Annotated in this window: 17 protein-coding genes and 1 pseudogene; 14 read left to right on the top strand and 4 right to left on the bottom strand. The window is 70.4% G+C overall.

Going from position 1 to position 19,929, the window contains the following annotated elements:
* The first annotated feature begins 126 nt into the window (after window positions 1-126).
* The 7 genes and pseudogenes from rsmD to mutM all read left to right on the top strand — a co-directional run bounded on the left by rsmD (window position 127) and on the right by mutM (window position 5,641).
* Window positions 127-714 carry a 16S rRNA (guanine(966)-N(2))-methyltransferase RsmD gene (gene rsmD / locus ACZ43N_RS29010; RefSeq protein ID WP_468101665.1) on the top strand — a complete coding sequence of 196 codons (588 nt, stop codon included), beginning with the start codon at window positions 127-129 and terminating at the stop codon, window positions 712-714.
* A pseudogene (gene coaD, locus ACZ43N_RS29005) lies at window positions 711-1,178 on the top strand (pantetheine-phosphate adenylyltransferase); the annotation flags it as partial. The gene rsmD and the pseudogene coaD, both read left to right, overlap by 4 nt.
* A 435-nt stretch (window positions 1,179-1,613) precedes the next feature.
* Window positions 1,614-2,690: a DivIVA domain-containing protein gene (locus tag ACZ43N_RS29000; RefSeq protein ID WP_468101760.1), complete on the top strand. Its 1,077-nt coding sequence runs from the start codon at window positions 1,614-1,616 to the stop codon at window positions 2,688-2,690.
* A 148-nt stretch (window positions 2,691-2,838) separates the two neighbouring features.
* On the top strand, window positions 2,839-3,492 hold the full coding sequence (locus ACZ43N_RS28995) for a YceD family protein (RefSeq protein ID WP_468101663.1): 654 nt from the start codon (window positions 2,839-2,841) through the stop codon (window positions 3,490-3,492).
* 2 nt (window positions 3,493-3,494) lie between these two features.
* Window positions 3,495-3,668 carry a 50S ribosomal protein L32 gene (gene rpmF / locus ACZ43N_RS28990; protein ID WP_003951102.1) on the top strand — a complete coding sequence of 58 codons (174 nt, stop codon included), beginning with the start codon at window positions 3,495-3,497 and terminating at the stop codon, window positions 3,666-3,668.
* A 19-nt stretch (window positions 3,669-3,687) separates the two neighbouring features.
* Window positions 3,688-4,530, top strand: a complete 843-nt coding sequence (gene rnc, locus ACZ43N_RS28985; protein ID WP_468101662.1) for a ribonuclease III — start codon at window positions 3,688-3,690, stop codon at window positions 4,528-4,530.
* Window positions 4,531-4,780: 250 nt separating this feature from the next.
* Entirely contained in the window at window positions 4,781-5,641 is an 861-nt protein-coding gene (gene mutM / locus ACZ43N_RS28980) for a bifunctional DNA-formamidopyrimidine glycosylase/DNA-(apurinic or apyrimidinic site) lyase (protein WP_468101660.1), read from the top strand.
* Here the strand turns inward: mutM and ACZ43N_RS28975 are convergent.
* Both ACZ43N_RS28975 and ACZ43N_RS28970 read right to left on the bottom strand, forming a co-directional pair.
* On the bottom strand, window positions 5,614-6,084 hold the full coding sequence (locus ACZ43N_RS28975; RefSeq protein ID WP_468101658.1) for a winged helix-turn-helix transcriptional regulator: 471 nt from the start codon (window positions 6,082-6,084) through the stop codon (window positions 5,614-5,616). The two genes, mutM and ACZ43N_RS28975, sit on opposite strands and share 28 nt — an antisense overlap.
* Before the next feature lie 92 nt (window positions 6,085-6,176).
* Window positions 6,177-7,142 (bottom strand): CAP domain-containing protein, encoded by a 966-nt coding sequence (locus ACZ43N_RS28970; protein WP_468101655.1) that lies wholly within the window; start codon window positions 7,140-7,142, stop codon window positions 6,177-6,179.
* A gap of 191 nt (window positions 7,143-7,333) precedes the next feature.
* Between ACZ43N_RS28970 and ACZ43N_RS28965 the strand changes: the two genes are divergently transcribed.
* The 4 genes from ACZ43N_RS28965 (at window position 7,334) to ACZ43N_RS28950 (ending at window position 13,700) form a co-directional block, all read left to right on the top strand.
* Window positions 7,334-7,615: an acylphosphatase gene (locus ACZ43N_RS28965; protein WP_055512588.1), complete on the top strand. Its 282-nt coding sequence runs from the start codon at window positions 7,334-7,336 to the stop codon at window positions 7,613-7,615.
* 399 nt (window positions 7,616-8,014) lie between these two features.
* Window positions 8,015-8,218, top strand: coding sequence for a hypothetical protein (locus ACZ43N_RS28960; protein WP_009327638.1), 204 nt, complete (start codon window positions 8,015-8,017; stop codon window positions 8,216-8,218).
* A 223-nt stretch (window positions 8,219-8,441) separates the two neighbouring features.
* A complete protein-coding gene (gene smc / locus ACZ43N_RS28955) occupies window positions 8,442-12,056 on the top strand; it encodes a chromosome segregation protein SMC (protein WP_468101652.1) in 3,615 nt (1,204 codons plus the stop codon).
* A 225-nt stretch (window positions 12,057-12,281) separates the two neighbouring features.
* Window positions 12,282-13,700 carry a sugar porter family MFS transporter gene (locus ACZ43N_RS28950; protein WP_468101650.1) on the top strand — a complete coding sequence of 473 codons (1,419 nt, stop codon included), beginning with the start codon at window positions 12,282-12,284 and terminating at the stop codon, window positions 13,698-13,700.
* A gap of 126 nt (window positions 13,701-13,826) precedes the next feature.
* On the opposite strand, the gene ACZ43N_RS28945 is transcribed toward ACZ43N_RS28950, so the two are convergent.
* On the bottom strand, window positions 13,827-14,798 hold the full coding sequence (locus ACZ43N_RS28945; RefSeq protein WP_468101648.1) for an LLM class flavin-dependent oxidoreductase: 972 nt from the start codon (window positions 14,796-14,798) through the stop codon (window positions 13,827-13,829).
* Window positions 14,799-14,934: 136 nt separating this feature from the next.
* On the opposite strand from ACZ43N_RS28945, the gene ftsY reads away from it, so the two are divergent.
* A complete protein-coding gene (gene ftsY / locus ACZ43N_RS28940) occupies window positions 14,935-16,143 on the top strand; it encodes a signal recognition particle-docking protein FtsY (RefSeq protein ID WP_468101646.1) in 1,209 nt (402 codons plus the stop codon).
* A gap of 109 nt (window positions 16,144-16,252) precedes the next feature.
* Here ftsY and ACZ43N_RS28935 read toward each other — a convergent pair whose 3' ends face one another.
* Window positions 16,253-16,903: a bifunctional DNA primase/polymerase gene (locus ACZ43N_RS28935; protein WP_468101645.1), complete on the bottom strand. Its 651-nt coding sequence runs from the start codon at window positions 16,901-16,903 to the stop codon at window positions 16,253-16,255.
* A gap of 427 nt (window positions 16,904-17,330) precedes the next feature.
* Here ACZ43N_RS28935 and nsdA point away from each other — a divergent pair, with 427 nt between their 5' ends.
* Both nsdA and ACZ43N_RS28925 read left to right on the top strand, forming a co-directional pair.
* Window positions 17,331-18,806 carry a transcriptional repressor NsdA gene (nsdA, locus tag ACZ43N_RS28930; RefSeq protein WP_468101643.1) on the top strand — a complete coding sequence of 492 codons (1,476 nt, stop codon included), beginning with the start codon at window positions 17,331-17,333 and terminating at the stop codon, window positions 18,804-18,806.
* Window positions 18,807-19,107: 301 nt separating this feature from the next.
* On the top strand, window positions 19,108-19,749 hold the full coding sequence (locus ACZ43N_RS28925) for a hypothetical protein (protein WP_468101642.1): 642 nt from the start codon (window positions 19,108-19,110) through the stop codon (window positions 19,747-19,749).
* Window positions 19,750-19,929 lie beyond the last annotated feature (180 nt).

Raw genomic sequence — 19,929 nt, 5'->3', positions numbered from 1 at the left:
GCGCGCCGAACCGCGCGACCACCCCGCGAGCCGCAGCGGCCGGACAAGCGGCCGAACGACACAAGGCACCCTCCACCCGCGCCTGCCAGACTGAACCGTAAAGCCGCCCATGAAGAAGGACCCAAGATGACCCGCGTGATCGCCGGCGCAGCCGGCGGACGCCGCCTGGCCGTCCCGCCGGGGAACGGCACCCGCCCCACCTCCGATCGCGCACGCGAGGGCCTCTTCTCCACCTGGCAGGCCCTCCTCGGCGGCCCCCTGGAAGGCGAACGCGTCCTCGACCTCTACGCAGGCTCCGGAGCCGTGGGCCTGGAGGCCCTCTCCCGCGGCGCCGCCCACACCCTCCTCGTCGAGGCCGATGCCCGCGCCGCCCGGACGATCCGCGACAACGTCAGAACGCTCGGCCTCCCCGGAGCGGAGGTGAGGTCCGGCAAAGCGGAACAGATCATCCAGGGCCCGGCCCCCCAGGAGCCGTACGACATCGTCTTCCTCGACCCCCCGTACGCCGTCCCGGACGACGATCTTCGGGAGATTCTGCTCACACTCCGCACCGGAGGCTGGCTCGCCGACGAAGCCCTCGTCACCGTGGAGCGCAGCACCAGAGGCGGTGAATTCGCCTGGCCGACCGGTTTCGAAGCGCTCCGGGCCCGTCGCTACGGCGAGGGAACGTTTTGGTACGGTCGCGCCGCCTCTACGTGCGAAGACGCACGATGACCGGACCGGAGAGCGAGGGATCCCAAGTGCGCCGCGCCGTCTGTCCCGGGTCGTTCGACCCCATCACCAATGGACACCTCGACATCATTGGCCGCGCCTCCAAGCTGTACGACGAGGTCTATGTCGCGGTGATGATCAACAAGTCCAAGAAGGGCCTGTTCGAGGTGGAGGAGCGGATCGACCTCATCCGCGAGGTCACCGCCGAGTACGCGAACGTACGGGTCGAGGCCTTCCACGGCCTCCTCGTGGACTTCTGCAAGCAGCGCGACATCCCCGCCATCGTCAAGGGCCTGCGCGCCGTCAGCGACTTCGACTACGAGCTGCAGATGGCACAGATGAACATCGGCCTGTCGGGCGTGGAGACCCTCTTCGTCCCCACCAACCCCACCTACAGCTTCCTGTCGTCCTCCCTGGTCAAGGAGGTCGCCACCTGGGGCGGCGACGTCTCCCACTTGGTACCCCCCTTTGTCCTCGAGCCGTGGGCCAAACGCCTGCGGCGGGGCGGGAGGCCGCGGGAGGGTTTTGGTTTTTGCCCCTGCCGCGGGGGCGGCAGGGCCAGAACCCAAGATCTTCATCAGTTTTCCAGGGGCCCCTCCGATGGATCTCCGCGGCGTCGCGGCGTCCGGCACGCCCTCCCGCCGGCGCCGCGCGAAAGCCCGCGTAGCGCCGCTACGAGGACTTCCACGCGGCGCTCCCCCACGCTCTTCGAGCAGGGGGTCCCCCCGGAGCACGCACCGGACGCCGCTCCTTCTCCCACGGAGATCCATCGGAAAAACCCTGGGGCCACTCACGAGGGCCGAACGGGCCCGGTCACGCCACCTGGTGTCCGGTGGTCCTCCACTGGCCGTACAGTCGATCCGACCGTCTCCAACACAGCTGTAGAGAGTGGCGAGCACACGGTGGACGTGCAGAAGAAGCTCGACGAGATCGTCTCGGTGGTCTCCGGCGCCCGGGCCATGCCCATGTCGGCCTCGTGCGTGGTCAACCGCGCCGAACTGCTCTCGCTGCTCGAAGAGCTGCGCACGGCCCTGCCCGACTCCCTCGCCCAGGCGCAGGAGTTGATCGGGGACCGCGATCACATGGTCGAGCGGGCCCGCCAGGAGGCCGAGCGGATCATCGAGTCGGCCCACGCCGAGCGCGGCTCCCTGATCTCCGACACCGAGGTCGCCCGCCGCTCCCGGAACGAGGCCGACCGCATCCTCGCCGAGGCCCGCCAGGAGGCCGAGGAGATCCGCGCGGAGGCCGACGACTACGTGGACTCCAAGCTCGCCAACTTCGAGGTCGTGCTCACCAAGACCCTGGGTTCGGTGGGCCGTGGCCGCGAGAAGCTCCTCGGCACCGGTCCCGGCCTCGACGAGCAGGGCTACGCGGACCCGGAAGAAGACGACGCCCCGGAGCGCAGCCACGACCCCGAGACCCTCCGCCGTGACGCGGACGCCTACGTGGACGCCAAACTCGGCGCCTTCGAGGCCGTCCTCGCCAAGACCCTGGAGGCCGTCGGCCGCGGCCGCCAGAAGCTCCACGGCAGGATCGCCACCGATGACCTCGGCGCCCTCGCCCTGAACGACGACGGCACCTCCCCGAGGCCCACCAGCGACGCCGACTACCTGGCCGAGCTGGCCGACCTGTCCCAGAGCCCCGCCGACCGGTCCGGCGCGGTCCCGGAGCAGTCGCCCTACGCCCCGCAGCAGGACTCCTACGGGGCGACGGCCTACCAGCAGGACCAGTACGGTGGCTACCAGCAGCACTACGCCCAGCCCCAGCAGGCGGCGGACCCCTACGGGTACCAGCAGGCCGACCCGTACGCGGTGGGCTACCCGCAGCAGCCGTCGTACGAGCCGAACCAGCAGCACCAGGACCAGCAGAGTCACCAGGGGTACGCGCAGCCCCCGGCGAACGCCCTCGACGAGACCAGTCTCTTCGACACCACGATGATCACCGCGGAGCAGTTGCGCCGCTACGAGCAGGGCCGCTGACAGCGGATTGGGCCGATAGCGAAAGGTCCAGTATCCTGGCTCTTCGGTCGCGCGTGCGTTCATGCTGTCCGCGGAAGACGCCCGCGATCGTTCGCTGCCCGGAACACCGGGGCGGCGCCCTCCCCGGATCCGAAGATCGAAAGTTGACATGGCTCTGAACGCCCGTCTCGACCACCGCAACCCCCTCGTGTTCGACACGCACGAGCTGGGCCGGCGGCCGGGTGCGATGCAGCGCCTGACGCGTTCGGTCGACGCTCCCAAGGACCTGGGGATCAAGAGCGTCATCGGAGTGCCGGAAGGCGCCCCGGTGGAACTCGAACTCCGCCTGGAGTCGGTCATGGAAGGTGTGCTCGTCACAGGCACCGCCCGTGCCAAGGCCGAGGGGGAGTGCGTAAGGTGTCTGGAGCCGCTGGAGCTGGAGCTCGAAGCGGACTTCCAGGAGATGTTCTCGTACCCCGACGCCGACGAGCGGGGCCGCGTGATCGCGGAGCCCGACACCGACGCCGAGGACGACGAGGACAGGCTCTTCCTCGAGGACGGCCTGTTCGACCTCGAGCCCGTGCTGCGTGACGCGGTGGTGCTCGCACTGCCGATGCAGCCGGTGTGCCAGGACGACTGCCCCGGCCTGTGCTCCGAATGCGGAGCCCGGCTCGCGGACGACCCGGACCACCACCACGACGCCGTCGACATCCGTTGGGCGGCACTGCAGGGACTCGCCGGTTCACTCGAAGATGGCGAGAAGGACGAGATGAGCGGCGGCGCGCCTCAGTCAGCACGCGCCGACGAGAAGCAGGAGAAGTAGCCGTGGCTGTTCCGAAGCGGAAGATGTCGCGCAGCAACACGCGCCACCGCCGGTCGCAGTGGAAGGCTGCGGTCCCCACCCTGGTTGCGTGCGAGCGCTGCCACGAGCCCAAGCAGCAGCACATCGCGTGCCCGTCTTGTGGCACCTACAACAAGCGCCAGGTCCTCGAGGTCTGAGCGGCTGGTGAGAGGCTCCATGTCTGACGCCAAGGCGGAGACCACCGCCAAGAAAAAGGCGGACACCACAGCCTCGTCCCACACGCTTCTGGAAGGGCGGCTCGGCTACAAGCTCGAGTCCGCCCTTCTGGTGCGCGCACTCACCCACCGTTCGTACGCGTACGAGAACGGCGGTCTGCCCACCAACGAGCGCCTGGAGTTCCTCGGTGACTCCGTCCTCGGACTCGTGGTCACGGACACGCTGTACCGCACCCACCCCGACCTGCCCGAAGGCCAGCTGGCCAAGCTGCGGGCCGCGGTGGTCAACTCTCGTGCGCTGGCGGAGGTGGGCCGTGGGCTCGACCTCGGCTCCTTCATCCGGCTCGGCCGCGGTGAAGAGGGCACAGGCGGCCGGGACAAGGCGTCCATCCTCGCCGACACCCTCGAAGCGGTGATCGGTGCGGTCTATCTCGACCAGGGCCTGGACTCGGCGGCGGAGCTGGTGCACCGCCTGTTCGACCCGCTGATCGAGAAATCCTCGAACCTCGGTGCCGGCCTGGACTGGAAGACCAGTCTCCAGGAGCTCACCGCGACCGAGGGGCTCGGCGTACCCGAGTACCTGGTCACGGAGACCGGCCCCGACCACGAGAAGACCTTCACCGCTGCCGCCCGCGTCGGAGGCGTCTCGTACGGCACCGGCACCGGCCGCAGCAAGAAGGAAGCGGAGCAGCAGGCGGCCGAGTCCGCCTGGCGTGCGATCCGCGCCGCGGCGGACGAGCGGGCGAAGGCGGCGGCGGAAGCCACCGAGGCCGCGGAGGCCGCGGAGGCCGCCGCGCGGGCCGCCGAGACCGAGGGCGCGCCGTCGGACGCCGCGTCGGCCTGACAGTTCGGTGCCCCCATCCTGGGGGCTGCCGCCCCCGTACCCCTGCCGGGGGTGAGGGGGCGGCTTCCGTCCGTCGTCGGGCGCGACCCGTCTTTGGGCTGCTCGCGCAGTTCCCCGCGCCCCTGAAAGCACCGGGTGCCCCCTGGTTTTTCAGGGGCGCGGGGAACTGGGCGAGCAACGACAACGCACCCGCAGCCGCCCTACCACATTCACCACCCCCGACCCCCTCGGCGAACCTCCGGAGGACCCCGTGCCAGAACTGCCCGAGGTCGAGGTCGTCCGGCGGGGACTGCAGCGGTGGGTGGCCCACCGGACCGTGGCCGACGTCGAGGTGCTGCACCCGCGGGCGATCCGGCGGCATCTGGCCGGCCCCGAGGACTTCGCGCACCGCCTCAAGGGGCACCGCATCGGTGAGCCGAGCCGGCGCGGCAAGTATCTGTGGCTGCCCGTGGCGGACACCGGGACCGCCGTCCTGGCCCACCTCGGCATGAGCGGCCAACTGCTCGTGCAGCCGCACGACGCGGCCGACGAGAAGCACCTCAGGATCCGCGTGCGGTTCGCGGACGACCTGGGCACCGAACTCCGCTTCGTGGACCAACGCACCTTCGGCGGCCTGTCGTTGCACGACACCGCCGCCGACGGTCTGCCGGACGTCATCGCACACATCGCCCGCGATCCACTGGACCCGCTGTTCGACGCCGAGGCCTTCCATCAGGCGCTGCGCCGGAAGCGTACGACCATCAAACGGGCCCTGCTCGACCAGTCGTTGATCAGCGGTGTCGGCAACATCTACGCGGACGAGGCGCTTTGGCGCGCGCGGATCCACTACGAGCGCCCTACCGCCGGCTTCACCCGCCCCCGCACCACCGAACTCCTCGGCCACGTCCGGGACGTGATGAACGCCGCCCTGGCGGTGGGCGGCACGAGCTTCGACAGCCTCTACGTCAACGTCAACGGCGAGTCCGGGTACTTCGACCGCTCCCTGGACGCGTACGGGCGTGAGGGGCTGCCCTGCCGCCGCTGTGCCACACCGATGCGACGGCGGCCCTGGATGAACCGCTCCAGCTACTTCTGCCCGACGTGTCAGCGGGCCCCGCGGGCCTCGTCGTAGCGCGCCCGGGCCTGCAGCACGTCCTCCATGCGCTCCTCCACACAGACGATGAGGGAGAGCAGCCGCTCGGAGACCTCATGGCCGAGCGGAGTGAGCGTGTAGTCGACGCGGGGCGGGTTGGTGGGCTGGGCCTCGCGGTGCACCAGTCCGTCACGCTCCAGCGCGTGCAGGGTCTGGGAGAGCATCTTCTCGCTGACACCGTCGACGCGTCGCCGCAGCTCGTTGAAGCGCAGCGAGCCCTCGTGCAGCGCGCCCAGCGTGAGCGCCCCCCAGCGGCCGGTGACGTGCTCCAGGGTGCCCCGGGAGGGACAGTTCCTCGCGAACACGTCGAAAGCCAGGGCGTCGAAGTCCTCGACGTCCCGGCCGTCCGCGTCCGCGGAGGCCTGCGCGGGCGTCACGGCGGTCTGCGCGGGCGTCACGGCGGTCTGCGCGGCTGATTCCATACGCCGAGAATACTCCGAAACAGCGCTAACCATAAGGTTGCACTAACTCATGGTTAGCGCGCCGCTGGATCCGACAGAGCGCACGGTGCGGCTCAGTATCCGAAGTCCTGCGTCCACCACGGGCCGCCGTCGCCCAGGTGCACACCCACGCCCAGCGTCTTGAAGTCGCAGTTCAGTATGTTCGCGCGGTGGCCCGGGCTGTTCATCCAGGCCTCCATGACCGCCTCGGCGGTTGCCTGGCCGCGGGCTATGTTCTCGCCGCCGAGGCCGGTGATCCCGAGGGTGGCGGCACGGTCCCAGGGGTCCTTGCCGTCGGGGTCGGTGTGGTCGAAGAAGCTTCGCAGGGCCATGTCCTCGCTGAACACCTCGGCCAGCTTCGCCAGCGAGCTGTCCGCCGCGACCGGGTTGCAGCCCGCCTTGGCCCGCTCCTGGTTGACCAGCTGGAGGACAGCTGCCTCGGCCTGGGCCTCCGCGGAGATCTGCCCCGGAGGAGTGTTCTTCTCCTCCTTGTCCTTGGGGGGCTTGGCGGACGGTTCCTTGGTCTTCTTCGAGCCCGAGTCCTTCTCCGGTTCCTTCTCGGGCTTCTCGGACGGCGTCTTGGACGGGGACGGCGCCGACGGTGTGGCCTCGCGCTCGGCGTCGCGACTGGTGGACTGGTCCTCGCGCTGCTGCTGCGCGGCGCCGTCCGCACCGCCCTGCTGGGCGGGCGCGCCCGTGGGCGAGCCGGCGGGCACCACGGCGTCGGGGCTGCTGCCGCCGCTGACCGTGTACTTGTCGCCGCCCGGCAGGACCCCGGTGGCCACCGCGGCGGTGCCGATCGCGACGGCGGCGGAGACGCCGAGCAGGCCCGTCTTCACAGGGGTCGCGGCCTTCTTCTTACGACGACGCGAGCCGCCCCCGCGCGATGCGGCCTGGGCGTCGGCCTCCAGGAACGCGGCGAACCCGTAGAGGTTCTCCGGACCGTAGTGCGGCTCCTCGGTGCCGAAACCCGTGTTCGTGACCTCGGTGGCGCGGCCCCTGGCGGCGCGGCCGGCGGCGGAGCGTCGGTGGCGTCCCATGTCCTGGCCTTCCTCGTCCTTGCGGTGTCCCTGCGACAACGTTGGTGGGTGCTGTCAACGTTGTGATCGTCGTCTTCACGAATCTCACACGAAGGAGTGAGTTTCATATGAGATTCATTGGGTGGGGACGGTACAGCATGGTGCCAGGGGAGGGAGAGACCCGAGAGACATTGGCCCGTTAGCGTGCACCCATGAGCGAGGATGTACGGCTGGTCGCCTGGGTGCGTGGACGGGTGCAAGGTGTGGGTTTCCGCTGGTTCACCCGGGCCAGGGCCCTGGAGATCGGTGGCCTGAGTGGTTTTGCTCTCAATTTGGCCGACGGACGGGTGCAGGTGGTCGCGGAGGGCTCTCGTGGGGCGTGTCAAGGGCTGCTGGAGTGGCTTCAGAGTGACGACACGCCCGGGCGCGTGGACGGTGTCACCGAGATCTGGGACACACCCCGGGGCGGCTACGACGGCTTCGCCATCCGCTGACGCCGACCGTGAAGCGCGCCGCGGGACGGGGGTGAGGTGCGCCACAGGCATATGCCAAGTGCATGTACAGAACAGAAATGTGCAGGTGGTTGCCAAGTAAGCGTGGCCGTGGCAAGCTCCGCGGCAAGGATCATCCCCTCGCCCCGCCGGTCAGGAGGGGCCCCGGAATCGCCGCAGCGCCGCCCGTTCGGGGCCGCGCGCCGCCGGGATGCCCGCCAATACGGGGCGTGATCGTGTTGACCGTCAAACTTTTTGGTGAGACGCTGAAAGCCCCGCGCACCTTAGCTGTTTGGCATGGAGAACGGCAGCAAAAACTCAACAGTGCCAAGCACCACGGGTGCGATTCCCTCACGACCCACACCGCTTCGGTCGGTCACTCAGTGTGGAGGACCATCCATCATGGCAAAGGCGCTTCTCGGTTACGTCGGCGGCTCCGACCCGCGACTCCTCGCCGAGATGCGACGGCTCCAGCAGCGCGTCCAGGACCTGGAATCCGAACTCGTACGGATTCAGGCGGAGAACGACGCGCTGACGGCTGCCGCTTCTCACGACTCGCTAATGGAGAGCATCGACGCACACCAGGCGGAGCCTGCGCTCACCTGATCGCTGCATCGCATCGCACCACTACGACAGCAGAGGTTGGGCTGCCCGTATCAACCGCTAAGTTGTCAGATCTGCAAGGGACGCCTTCCTGAGGCGTCCCTTCTTTCTTCCCCCGCGCTTCAGTGTTTCCCCACACTCCTAACGTCTGATGTGCCCTGCACGTTCATGGGTGAAACCGTGCGCTCATGGAGTGAGACAAGGCCGAGAGGTAAAGTCCAGCGCCGTGCACCTCAAGGCCCTGACCCTCCGAGGGTTCAAATCGTTCGCCTCGGCCACCACGCTCCGGTTCGAGCCGGGCATCACGTGCGTCGTCGGACCGAACGGCTCGGGCAAGTCCAACGTCGTGGACGCGCTCAGCTGGGTCATGGGCGAGCAGGGCGCGAAGTCGCTGCGCGGCGGCAAGATGGAGGACGTCATCTTCGCCGGTACCACCGGGCGGCCGCCGCTCGGCCGCGCCGAGGTGTCCCTGACCATCGACAACTCCGACGGGGCCCTCCCCATCGAGTACTCCGAGGTCACCATCACGCGGATCATGTTCCGCAACGGCGGCAGCGAGTACCAGATCAACGGCGACACCTGCCGCCTCCTCGACATCCAGGAACTGCTGTCCGACTCCGGCATCGGCCGCGAGATGCACGTCATCGTCGGCCAGGGTCAGCTGGACTCCGTGCTGCACGCCGACCCCATGGGCCGCCGCGCCTTCATCGAAGAGGCCGCCGGCGTCCTCAAGCACCGCAAACGCAAGGAGAAGGCGCTCCGGAAGCTGGACGCCATGCAGGCCAACCTGGCCCGCGTCCAGGACCTCACCGACGAGCTGCGTCGCCAGCTCAAGCCCCTCGGCCGCCAGGCCGCCGTCGCCCGCCGCGCCGCCGTCATCCAGGCCGACCTCCGCGACGCCCGCCTCCGGCTCCTCGCCGACGACCTCGTACGGCTGCGCCAGGCGCTCAGCAACGAGATCGCCGACGAGGCCGCGCTCAAGCAGCGCAAGGAGGCCGCCGAGGCCGAGCTGAAGAAGGCGCTCCAGCGGGAGGCGCTCCTGGAGGACGAGGTACGACGGCTCGCCCCGCGCCTCCAGCGGGCCCAGGAGACCTGGTACGAGCTGTCGCAGCTCGCCGAGCGGGTGCGCGGCACGATCTCCCTCGCCGACGCCCGCGTCAAGAGCGCCACCTCCGCGCCGCCCGAGGAGCGGCGCGGCCGTGACCCCGAGGACATGGAGCGTGAGGCCGCCCGTATCCGCGAGCAGGAGGCCGAGCTCGAAGCCGCCCTCGAAGCCGCCGAGCGCGCCCTGGAGGACACGGTTGCCCACCGGGCCGATCTGGAGCGCGAGCTGGCCGCGGAGGAACGGCGACTGAAGGACGTCGCCCGGTCCATCGCCGACCGCCGTGAGAGCCTCGCCCGCCTGGGCGGTCAGGTGAACGCCGCCCGTTCCCGCGCCGCCTCGGCCCGCGCCGAGATCGACCGTCTCGCCGCCGCCCGCGACGAGGCGCAGGAACGTGCCGTCGCCGCCCAGGAGGAGTACGAGGCGCTGAAGGCGGAGGTCGACGGCCTCGACGCCGGCGACACCGAACTCGCCGCACAGCACGAGTCCGCCAAGCGCGCGCTCACCGAGGCGGAGTCCGCTCTCAGCGCCGCCCGTGAGGCGACCACCACCGCCGAGCGCCGCCGGGCCGCCACCCAGGCCCGCCACGAGGCCCTCGCCCTGGGCCTGCGCCGCAAGGACGGCACGGGCGCCCTGCTTGCCGCGAAGGACCGGCTCGGCGGACTGCTGGGCCCGGCCGCGGAACTGCTGACGGTCACTCCCGGCCATGAGGTCGCGCTGGCGGCAGCGTTCGGCGCGGCGGCCGACGCGATCGCCGTGACCAGCCCCGCCTCCGCCGCCGAGGCCATCCGGCTGCTCCGCAAGCAGGACGCGGGCCGCGCGGCCCTGCTGCTGGCGGGAGCACCGGAAGGCTCCGGGTCTCCGAGGGACGCGGGACACCGCGTGACCGGCCACCAGGAACCCGCGGACGGAGGCCGAGCCCTCGCGGCACCGCCCTCCGGCCACTTCGCCGCCGACCTCGTCCGAGGGCCCGCTGACCTCATGCCCGCCGTACGCCGGTTGCTCCACGGCATCGTCGTGGTCGGCACCCTCGAGGACGCCGAGGACCTCGTCTACGCGCGCCCCGACCTCACCGCCGTCACCGCCGAGGGCGACCTGCTCGGCGCGCACTTCGCGCACGGCGGCTCCGCGGGCGCGCCCAGCCTTCTGGAGGTGCAGGCCTCCGTGGACGAGGCGGCGGCGGAGCTGGAGGAGCTGGCCGTACGGTGCGAGGAACTGGCCGAGGCCCAGCAGGCCGCGGTCGAACTGCGCCGGGAGCGGGCCGCGCTCGTGGAGGAGCTGGGGGAGCGGCGCCGGGCGGCGGAGCGGGAGAAGTCGGCGGTGGCCCAGCAGCTCGGGCGGCTCGCCGGGCAGGCGCGGGGTGCCGCGGGGGAGGCAGAGCGGTCCACCGCCGCGGCCGCCCGGGCCCAGGAGGCGCTCGACAGGGCCGTCGAGGAGGCCGAGGAGCTGGCCGAACGGCTGGCCGTGGCCGAGGAGATGCCCGTCGAGGAGGAGCCCGACACCTCCGTACGGGACCGGCTCGCGGCGGACGGGGCCAACGCCCGGCAGACCGAGATGGAGGCGCGGCTCCAGGTGCGCACGCACGAGGAGCGGGTCAAGGGGCTCGCCGGGCGCGCCGACTCGCTCGACCGGGCCGCGCGCGCCGAGCGGGAGGCGCGGGCCAGGGCCGAGCAGCGCAGGGCGCGGCTGCGGCACGAGGCGGCCGTGGCCGAGGCCGTCGCCTCCGGTGCCCGGCAGCTCCTCGCCCACGTCGAGGTCTCCCTGGTCCGGGCCGAGGAGGAACGGGCCGCCGCCGGCGCCGCCAAGGCACGCAGGGAGCAGGAGCTGGCGCAGGCGCGGACCGAGGGGCGCGATCTCAAGGCCGAGCTGGACAAGCTGACCGACTCGGTGCACCGCGGCGAGGTGCTCGGCGCCGAGAAGCGACTGCGGATAGAGCAACTGGAGACCAAGGCGCTGGAGGAGCTGGGCGTCGAACCGGAGGGCCTGGTCGCGGAGTACGGCCCCGACCAGCTGGTACCGCCGTCACCGCCCGCCGAGGGCGAGGTGCTCCCGGAGGACCCGGAGCATCCCCGCAACCAGCCCAGGACGTTCCACCGCGCCGAGCAGGAGAAGCGGCTGAGGGCGGCCGAGCGGGCGTACCAGCAGCTCGGCAAGGTCAATCCGCTGGCGCTGGAGGAGTTCGCGGCGCTGGAGGAACGGCACAAGTTCCTCAGCGAGCAGCTGGACGACCTGAAGAAGACCCGGGCCGATCTGCTCCAGGTGGTGAAGGAGGTCGACGAGCGGGTCGAGCAGGTCTTCACCGAGGCCTACTGGGACACCGCGCGGGAGTTCGAGGGGGTCTTCAGCCGGCTCTTCCCGGGTGGTGAGGGACGGCTGGTGCTCACCGACCCCGACAACATGCTCACCAGCGGCGTCGACGTCGAGGCCCGCCCGCCGGGCAAGAAGGTCAAGCGGCTGTCGCTGCTCTCCGGCGGCGAGCGCTCGCTGACCGCCGTCGCGATGCTGGTGTCGATCTTCAAGGCGCGCCCCAGCCCGTTCTATGTGATGGATGAGGTCGAGGCGGCGCTCGACGACACCAACCTCCAGCGGCTGATCCGGATCATGCAGGAGCTGCAGGAGGCGTCCCAGCTGATCGTGATCACGCACCAGAAGCGGACGATGGAGGTCGCCGACGCGCTGTACGGCGTGTCGATGCAGGGCGACGGTGTGTCGAAGGTCATCAGCCAGCGACTGCGTTAACGGTTTTCGGGTCGGGGTAGACGGGGGTCCGGGCGCGTGGTTGCCCCGGGCCCCTAACTGTGGTGCCGTCCGTAGGCGCGATTTCTTCAATACTTGAACTCAATTCCCCCACTCGCTCCCGCAGTAGCCAGCAATCGCTTTCAGTCGACCTCCTCTTGACTTCGAAACTTGAAGGCATAGTCTCTGCAAAGTTGCTTTTACCTTCAGAGCGGAAGGTCCCCCCACGTGACCAGTACAGCGCAGGCATCCCCGACAGGAGCCCGGGCAGCCCATCCCGAGCATCTCTCGCACGTGATCTTCATCGCGGCGGCGGCCGCGATGGGCGGTTTCCTCTTCGGCTATGACAGCGCCGTGATCAACGGCGCCGTCGAAGCCATCAGGGACCGCTACGACATCGGCTCCACAGCCCTGGCCCAGGTGATCGCCATCGCGCTGATCGGGTGTGCCGTCGGCGCGGCCACCGCCGGCCGCATAGCCGACCGCATCGGCCGTATCCGCTGCATGCAGATCGCGGCGGTCCTGTTCACGGTCAGCGCCGTCGGCTCCGCACTGCCCTTCGCACTGTGGGACCTCGCCCTCTGGCGCGTCGTCGGCGGCTTCGCCATCGGCATGGCCTCGGTCATCGGCCCCGCCTACATCGCCGAGGTCGCCCCCGCGGCCTACCGGGGGCGGCTAGGCTCGTTCCAGCAGGCCGCGATCGTCGTCGGCATCGCCGTGTCACAGCTGGTCAACTGGGGGATCCTCAACGCGGCCGACGGCGACCAGCGCGGCCGGCTGCTGGGCCTGGAGGCCTGGCAGGTCATGCTCGGCGTCATGGTCGTCCCGGCCGTCCTCTATGGCCTGCTCTCCTTCGCGATCCCCGAGTCCCCCCGCTTTCTGATCTCCGTGGGCAGGCACGAGCGCGCCCGTGAGGTGCTCGCCGAGGTCGAGGGCGAGGGCACCGGCCTGGACGCCCGGGTCGCCGAGATCGAGTCGGCGATGCGCAGCGAGCACAAGTCGTCCTTCAAGGACCTGCTCGGCGGCAGCCTGCTGTTCAAGCCGATCGTCTGGATCGGTATCGGCCTGTCGGTGTTCCAGCAGTTCGTCGGCATCAACGTCGCCTTCTACTACTCCGCGACCCTGTGGCAGTCGGTGGGAGTCGACCCGACCGAGTCGTTCTTCTACTCGTTCACGACGTCGATCATCAACATCGTCGGCACGGTCATCGCGATGATCTTCGTGGACCGCGTCGGCCGCAAGCCGCTCGCCCTCATCGGCTCCGTCGGCATGGCACTCGGTCTCGCCCTGGAGGCCTGGGCCTTCTCGTCCGACCTGGTCGACGGCAAGCTCCCGGCGACCCAGGGCTGGGTCGCCCTGATCGCCGCCCATTTCTTCGTCCTGTTCTTCGCCCTCTCCTGGGGCGTGGTCGTCTGGGTCATGCTCGGCGAGATGTTCCCGAACAAGATCCGCGCCGCCGCCCTGGGGGTGGCCGCCTCCGCGCAGTGGATCGCCAACTGGGCCATCACGGCGAGCTTCCCGTCCCTGGCCGACTGGAACCTCTCCGTGACCTATGTGATCTACACGGTCTTCGCCGCGCTCTCCATCCCGTTCGTCCTGAAGTTCGTGCAGGAGACGAAGGGCAAGGCCCTGGAGGAGATGGGCTGACCCGGCCCCCCGAACTCGAGGAGCAGGGCCAAGTCCCCGCTGCCCCGCTCCTCGTACCCCGCCGCCGCCCCGGTCCGACCACTGAGCGGACCGGGGCGGCGGTGTGCCCGCTCCGGACGGGGACGGTCAGCCGTCCAGCCGGGGCAGCACCCTTTCGGCGAACAGCCGCAGCCCCCGCCACCCCTCCTCCACCGGCATCCCACCCGCCAGCGGATGCAGGACGTAGTTGTCGAGGCCCAGCTCCACGCACTCGTCCGGCGTGACGATCCGGTACACGCCCTCCGCGCGCAGCTCGTCCACCGTCGTCGCCGCCGACCGCACGGCCGACCTGATCCCGGCCGACTGCCAGGAGGCGTACGTCCGGGCCTCGTGCAGGAAGTGCCCGCCGTACTCGGCCCACGCCCGGTCCGGATCCTCCGCCACATGCAGCAGCGGGGTCTCGGCCGCGGGCATCATCGTCCAGCCCTCGGTGCCGTACTCCACGAGCCGCTCCTTGTAGTACGCCTCCAGCTCCGGCAGGTGGGCGCTCGGGAAGAAGGGCAGCCCGAGTCGTGCCGCCCGTCGGGCCGCCGCCTTCGACGAGCCGCCGACCAGCAGCAACGGATGCGGCTCGGTAGCCGGCCGCGGGGTGACACGGACCCTGCGGCCCCGATGGGTGAAGGGCTCGCCCGTCCATGCCTGCAGCAGGGTCTCCAGCACCTCGTCCTGCAGTCTCCCCCTGCTCTTCCAGTCCACGTCGAACTGGGCGTACTCCTCCGGCCGGTACCCGATCCCCGCCACCGTCACCAGCCGCCCGCCGCTCACCAGGTCGAGGACGGCGATCTCCTCCGCCAGCCGCAGAGGGTCGTGGAGCGGCCCGATCGCCGCCGACACGGTCACCGCGATCCGCCGCGTCGCTCCGAACACCGCGCCCGCGAACACGAACGGCGCCGGCAGCCAGTTGTTCTCGACCCCGTGGTGCTCCTCCGTCTGCACGGTGCTGATGCCGCGCTCGTCGGCGTACGCCGCCATCTCCACGGCCGCCCGGTAGCGGGCGCCCAGTGAAGCGGGCGTGGCGCCGGGCTCGACCAGGTTGAATCGGACGACCGTGACGGGCATGGGGGACCCCCTTCGGGCGGATGTGGAGGGGGACGTTAGCTGACGCATCGTCAGGTATCCAGGGGTGTGGAAGGCCGGTGTGGCCCCGTACGGCGATCGAACGTGCCGGGGGGTGGTCGCGCATACTGGTCCCGTTATGGAAATCCTCATCCTTGCTCTAGTCATCGCCGTGGTCGTGCTCGGCGTGCTGGGCGGGCTCGTCGTCGGCAGCCGCAGGAAGAAGTCGCTGCCCCCGCCGCCCCCCACGGCACCCGACATCACCGCACCTCCGGCCGAGCCCCACGTAGGCGACGAGGCCGAGACCCCGCGCGACGAACCGCGCCGAACGATCGAGGAGGTGGACCTCCCGGACGCCACGGCGACGGCGCCCGTCGCCGTCGAGGAACCCCCGGTCGTCGAGGCCCCCGCGATCGAGATCCCGGAACCGACCGCCGGCCGTCTGGTACGGCTGCGCGCCCGGCTCTCCCGCTCGCAGAACGCGCTCGGCAAGGGGCTGCTCACCCTGCTGTCGCGTGAGCACCTCGACGACGAGACCTGGGAGGAGGTCGAGGACACCCTCCTCACCGCCGACGTCGGCGTGCAGCCCACCCAGGAACTCGTGGAGCGCCTGCGGGAGCGCGTCAGGGTACTCGGCACCCGGACCCCGGCCGAGCTGCGCGCCCTGTTGCGCGAGGAGCTGCTCAAGATCCTCGTCCCCGAGTTCGACCGCGCGGTCAACACCGACTCGCCGCTCGACACCCCGGGCATCGTGATGGTCGTCGGCGTCAACGGCACCGGCAAGACCACCACCACCGGCAAGCTGGCCCGGGTCCTCGTCGCCGACGGCAAGAACGTCGTCCTCGGCGCCGCCGACACCTTCCGCGCCGCCGCCGCCGACCAGCTCCAGACCTGGGGCGAGCGCGTCGGCGCCCGTACGGTGCGCGGTCCGGAGGGCGGCGACCCGGCCTCCATCGCCTTCGACGCCGTCAAGGAGGGCATCGAGGAGGGCGCCGACGTCGTCCTCATCGACACCGCCGGCCGGCTGCACACCAAGACCGGCCTCATGGACGAGCTCGGCAAGGTGAAGCGGGTCGTCGAGAAGCACGCCCCGCTCGACGAGGTGCTGCTCGTCCTCGACGCCACCACCGGCCAGAACGGTCTGGTCCAGGCACGTGTCTTCGCCGAGGTCGTCGACATCACCGGCATCGTCCTCACCAAGCTGGACGGCACCGCGAAGGGCGGCATCGTCATCGCGGTCCAGCGGGAGCTGGGCGTCCCCGTCAAGCTCGTCGGCCTGGGAGAGGGTGCCGACGACCTGGCGCCGTTCGAGCCGGAGGCGTTCGTCGACGCCCTCATCGGTGACTGATCATGAGCACTTACGGACGTCCGTAGGCGCTCATGACGAAAGCGCCCGCCCCCGCGATGCGGAGGGGGACGGGCGCTTCGCCGTGTACGGGGTCCGGGAGCCGGGGCCGCTACGCTCGCGAGCGGTGCGCCACATACGCCAGGGTGCCCAGCAGCAGTCGCGCGGCCGGGGGCCTCGTCGCCGAGTCGAGGGCGGGGGAGCGGAGCCAGCGGACCGGGCCGAGGCCGCCGCGGTCGGAGGGCGGGGCGGTGATGTGGGCGCCCGGGCCGAGGCCGTGCAGGTCGAGGGCGGACGGGTCGTCCCAGCCCATGCGGTACAGCAGCTCCGGCAACTCGGCGGCGGCGCCGGGGGCTACGAGGAAGTGGGCGCGACCCTGGGGGGTGGCGATCACCGGGCCGAGTGGCAGGCCCATGCGTTCGAGCCGGACGAGCGCGTGCCGCCCGGCGGATTCGGCCACCTCGATCACGTCGAAGGAGCGGCCGACCGGCAGCATGATCGAGGCGCCGGGGTGTTCGGCCCAGGCCTCGGTCACCTCGTCGAGCGTGGCGCCGGCGCGGAGCGGGGGAGCGAAGCCGAGGGGGTGCGCGCCGGGCGCCTCACAGGTCGTCCTGCCGCATGAGCACGCGCCCGAGGCCGCCCGTGCGCCGGGGACGACGTCCCACCCCCAGAGGCCGGTGAACTCGGCCACCGCCGTGCAGTCCGAAGAACGGCCGCGCCGCCCAGATCGCAACTCGCGAATGCCGCCGATCGTGAAGCCCATGCCCCCTCCAACGGGTCCAGCACGCCGATGGTTACGTCACGGAGGCGCGCTGTGACGCTCTGTTTCCGCCGGGGCGGCGCACTACGGCACCCCCGGGTGGTGAGGTCGTGGCGTGCGCCCTTGAATGCATCGCTCCGCCGACCCCCGGCCGTCATGTGTCAAGTGAATCGCGTGCGGGCGACCGTTAGTTCATTCGAAGGGGTGGCGAATGGTGGCGTTTCTGGAATCGCCATGGCCGGACGCGTGATCGTGGGATTACTTTGAGTGCACAAGATCCTGGGGATGCACGCGCTCGTGGGTATGCCGGAGGCAAGTCGTCTTTCCGTTCGACGGGTGAGAGCGGGCGGACGTACGGCGCGGTAACCGGCATCCTGGTAGGGCTTGGCGCACACAGCGCACAAGTGGTTTCAGGGATGGGGGCGTTCCAGTGGGCGGCAACGGCGGAAGCGGCACGAACGCTGAGAAGCGCCCGAACGAACTGCTGGGCTCGTGGTTCGTCCGCAGCGGCTGGTCCAAGGGTGAACTCGCCCGTCAGGTGAACCGCCGGGCCCGCCAGCTCGGGGCCCATCACATCTCCACCGACACCTCGCGCGTACGGCGCTGGCTCGACGGGGAGAACCCGCGCGAGCCGATCCCGCGGATCCTGTCCGAGCTGTTCTCCGAGCGGTTCGGCTGTGTGGTCGCCGTCGAGGACCTGGGACTGCGCGCCGCGCACCAGGCACCGTCCGTGTCCGGTGTCGATCTGCCCTGGACGGGCCCGCAGACCGTGGCGCTGATCAGTGAGTTCTCGCGCAGTGACCTGATGCTGGCGCGGCGCGGCTTCCTCGGGAACTCGCTGGCCCTGGCCGCGGGCCCGGCCCTCATCGAGCCGATGCAGCGCTGGCTCGTCCCTACGCTGCCCGCCCCACGCTCGGAGTCCGAGCCGTCCGCCGCCACGCGCCGCGGCGGCCGTCTCTCCAAACCCGAGCTGGACCTCCTGGAGTCCACGACGGTGATGTTCCGGCAGTGGGACGCCCAGTGCGGCGGCGGCCTGCGCCGCAAGGCGGTCGTCGGCCAGCTGCACGAGGTGACCGACCTCCTCCAGGAGCCCCAGCCCGAAGAGACCAACCGGCGACTGTTCAAGGTCGCCGCGGAGCTGGCGGAGCTGGCCGGCTGGATGAGCTACGACATCGGCCTCCAGCCCACCGCCCAGAAGTACTTCGTCCTCGCCCTCCACGCGGCGAAGGAAGCGGGAGACAAGCCCCTCGGCTCCTATGTCCTCTCCAGCATGAGCCGCCAGATGATCCACCTCGGCCGGCCCGACGACGCACTCGAACTGATCCACCTCGCCCAGTACGGCAGCCGTGACTGCGCGAGCCCGCGCACCCAGGCGATGCTGTATGCGATGGAGGCCCGCGCCTACGCCAACATGGGACAGCCCGCCAAGTGCAAGAGGGCCGTCCGGATGGCCGAGGACACCTTCGCCGACGCCGAGGAATGGGACGATCCGGACCCCGACTGGATCCGCTTCTTCAACGAGGCGGAACTGCACGGCGAGAACTCCCACTCCTACCGCGACCTCGCCTATGTGGCCGGCCGGAGCCCCACGTACGCCTCCCTGGCCGAGCCCGTGATGCGCCGCGCTGTCGAGCTCTTCGCGACGGACACCGATCACCAGCGGTCGTACGCGCTGAATCTGATCGGCATGGCCACGGTCCATCTTCTCCAGCGCGAGCCCGAGCAGGGCGCCGCCATGGCCCAGCAGGCGATGACCGTCGCCAAGAAGGTCCGCTCGGAGCGCCTCAACACACGGATCCGCAAGACCGTCGACACGGCCGTACGCGATTTCGGTGACCTCGCCGAGGTCGTCGAGCTCACCGACCAGCTCGCCCTCCACCTCCCGGAGACGGCCGAAGCGGTCTGACCCAGCCCGCCGACCCCGAGGGCCCCCGACTCCGGCCGCGGCCGGCCATCCCTACTGCCCGACTCGGCTCCCCCATGCCAGGTCATCGGATGGCCGCCGCGGCCGGTCCTTTGCGTGACATTTGCAAAGCCGGTGCACTGTAACGACTTCGATCTCCCTTGGTAACGTGGCGTGCCCGTGTCAACCCTGGTGACTAGAGTTGCGTCTGCGCCGCCCGACCGGGGCGGCCTCCAACTCCAACGGTCGTACGCACAGTTGGTGTTACGGCCAGGAAAACCACGGGGAAACGGGGTAACCGGACATGCAGGTCAAGTCAGTCGCGTCCGCCGTCGCGGTGGGTGCGTCCTCGCTTGCGCTCGTCATGGGCATGGCGCCCAATGCGGGTGCGGTCGCAAAGACCTCACACAGCAAGCCGTACAGCGCGACCGTCGCGATGTGGTCCAAGCCGCTCAAGCGCTGCGTCTATGTGAAGCTCACCGGCCGGATCGAGTTCAAGCACTACTACTGGCAGATGAAGGGCGCCAAGGACCACGCCTACACGGACGTCAAGCTCAAGGACCCGAGCATGACGGCCACCACCTACACCAGCTGCTCGGGCGGCAAGCGGGCCAAGCTCACCAAGCTGGAGCTGACCCAGCGCTGGTACGAGAGCACCAAGTGCAAGATGAACGCCAAGGTCGCGGTGGGCGTGTGGAGCATCTCCGTCACCCCGACCCTGGAGTGCGGCCGGCGCAAGGCCGCGACGCGCGCCACCACCTACAACGAGAACCTCTGGAAGTACACCCAGAGCAACAGCGGCCGTCCGGCGAGCTTCGACGGAATGGTCCGCGTCTCCCTCAAGAAGGAGAAGCTGTGTCTCTCCGCGCGGCCGGAGGTCACGGCGTATGTGAAGGGCGCGTCCGACTCCTGGAACAAGACCGTCAGGGTCTGCGTCAAGCGCTGACCCGACCGTGAGCCGGTAGGACCAACCGCGGCCGGGCCGGACCGGAGGCAGCTCGCTCCCCCCGGCCGCGGCCGGCCCGTGTCCCGAGTTCCATCGGATACGAAGCCGATGCCCGGCAACACGTCCGCAGGGGCCGGGCCCCGCGCGCCCTCAATCCGCCGTGACCTACGTTTCACGCGC

The organism is Streptomyces sp. NPDC030814 (genome assembly GCF_055572155.1).
Note: the sequence above shows the minus strand (reverse complement) of the source record. Positions and strands in the feature narration are given on the sequence as shown.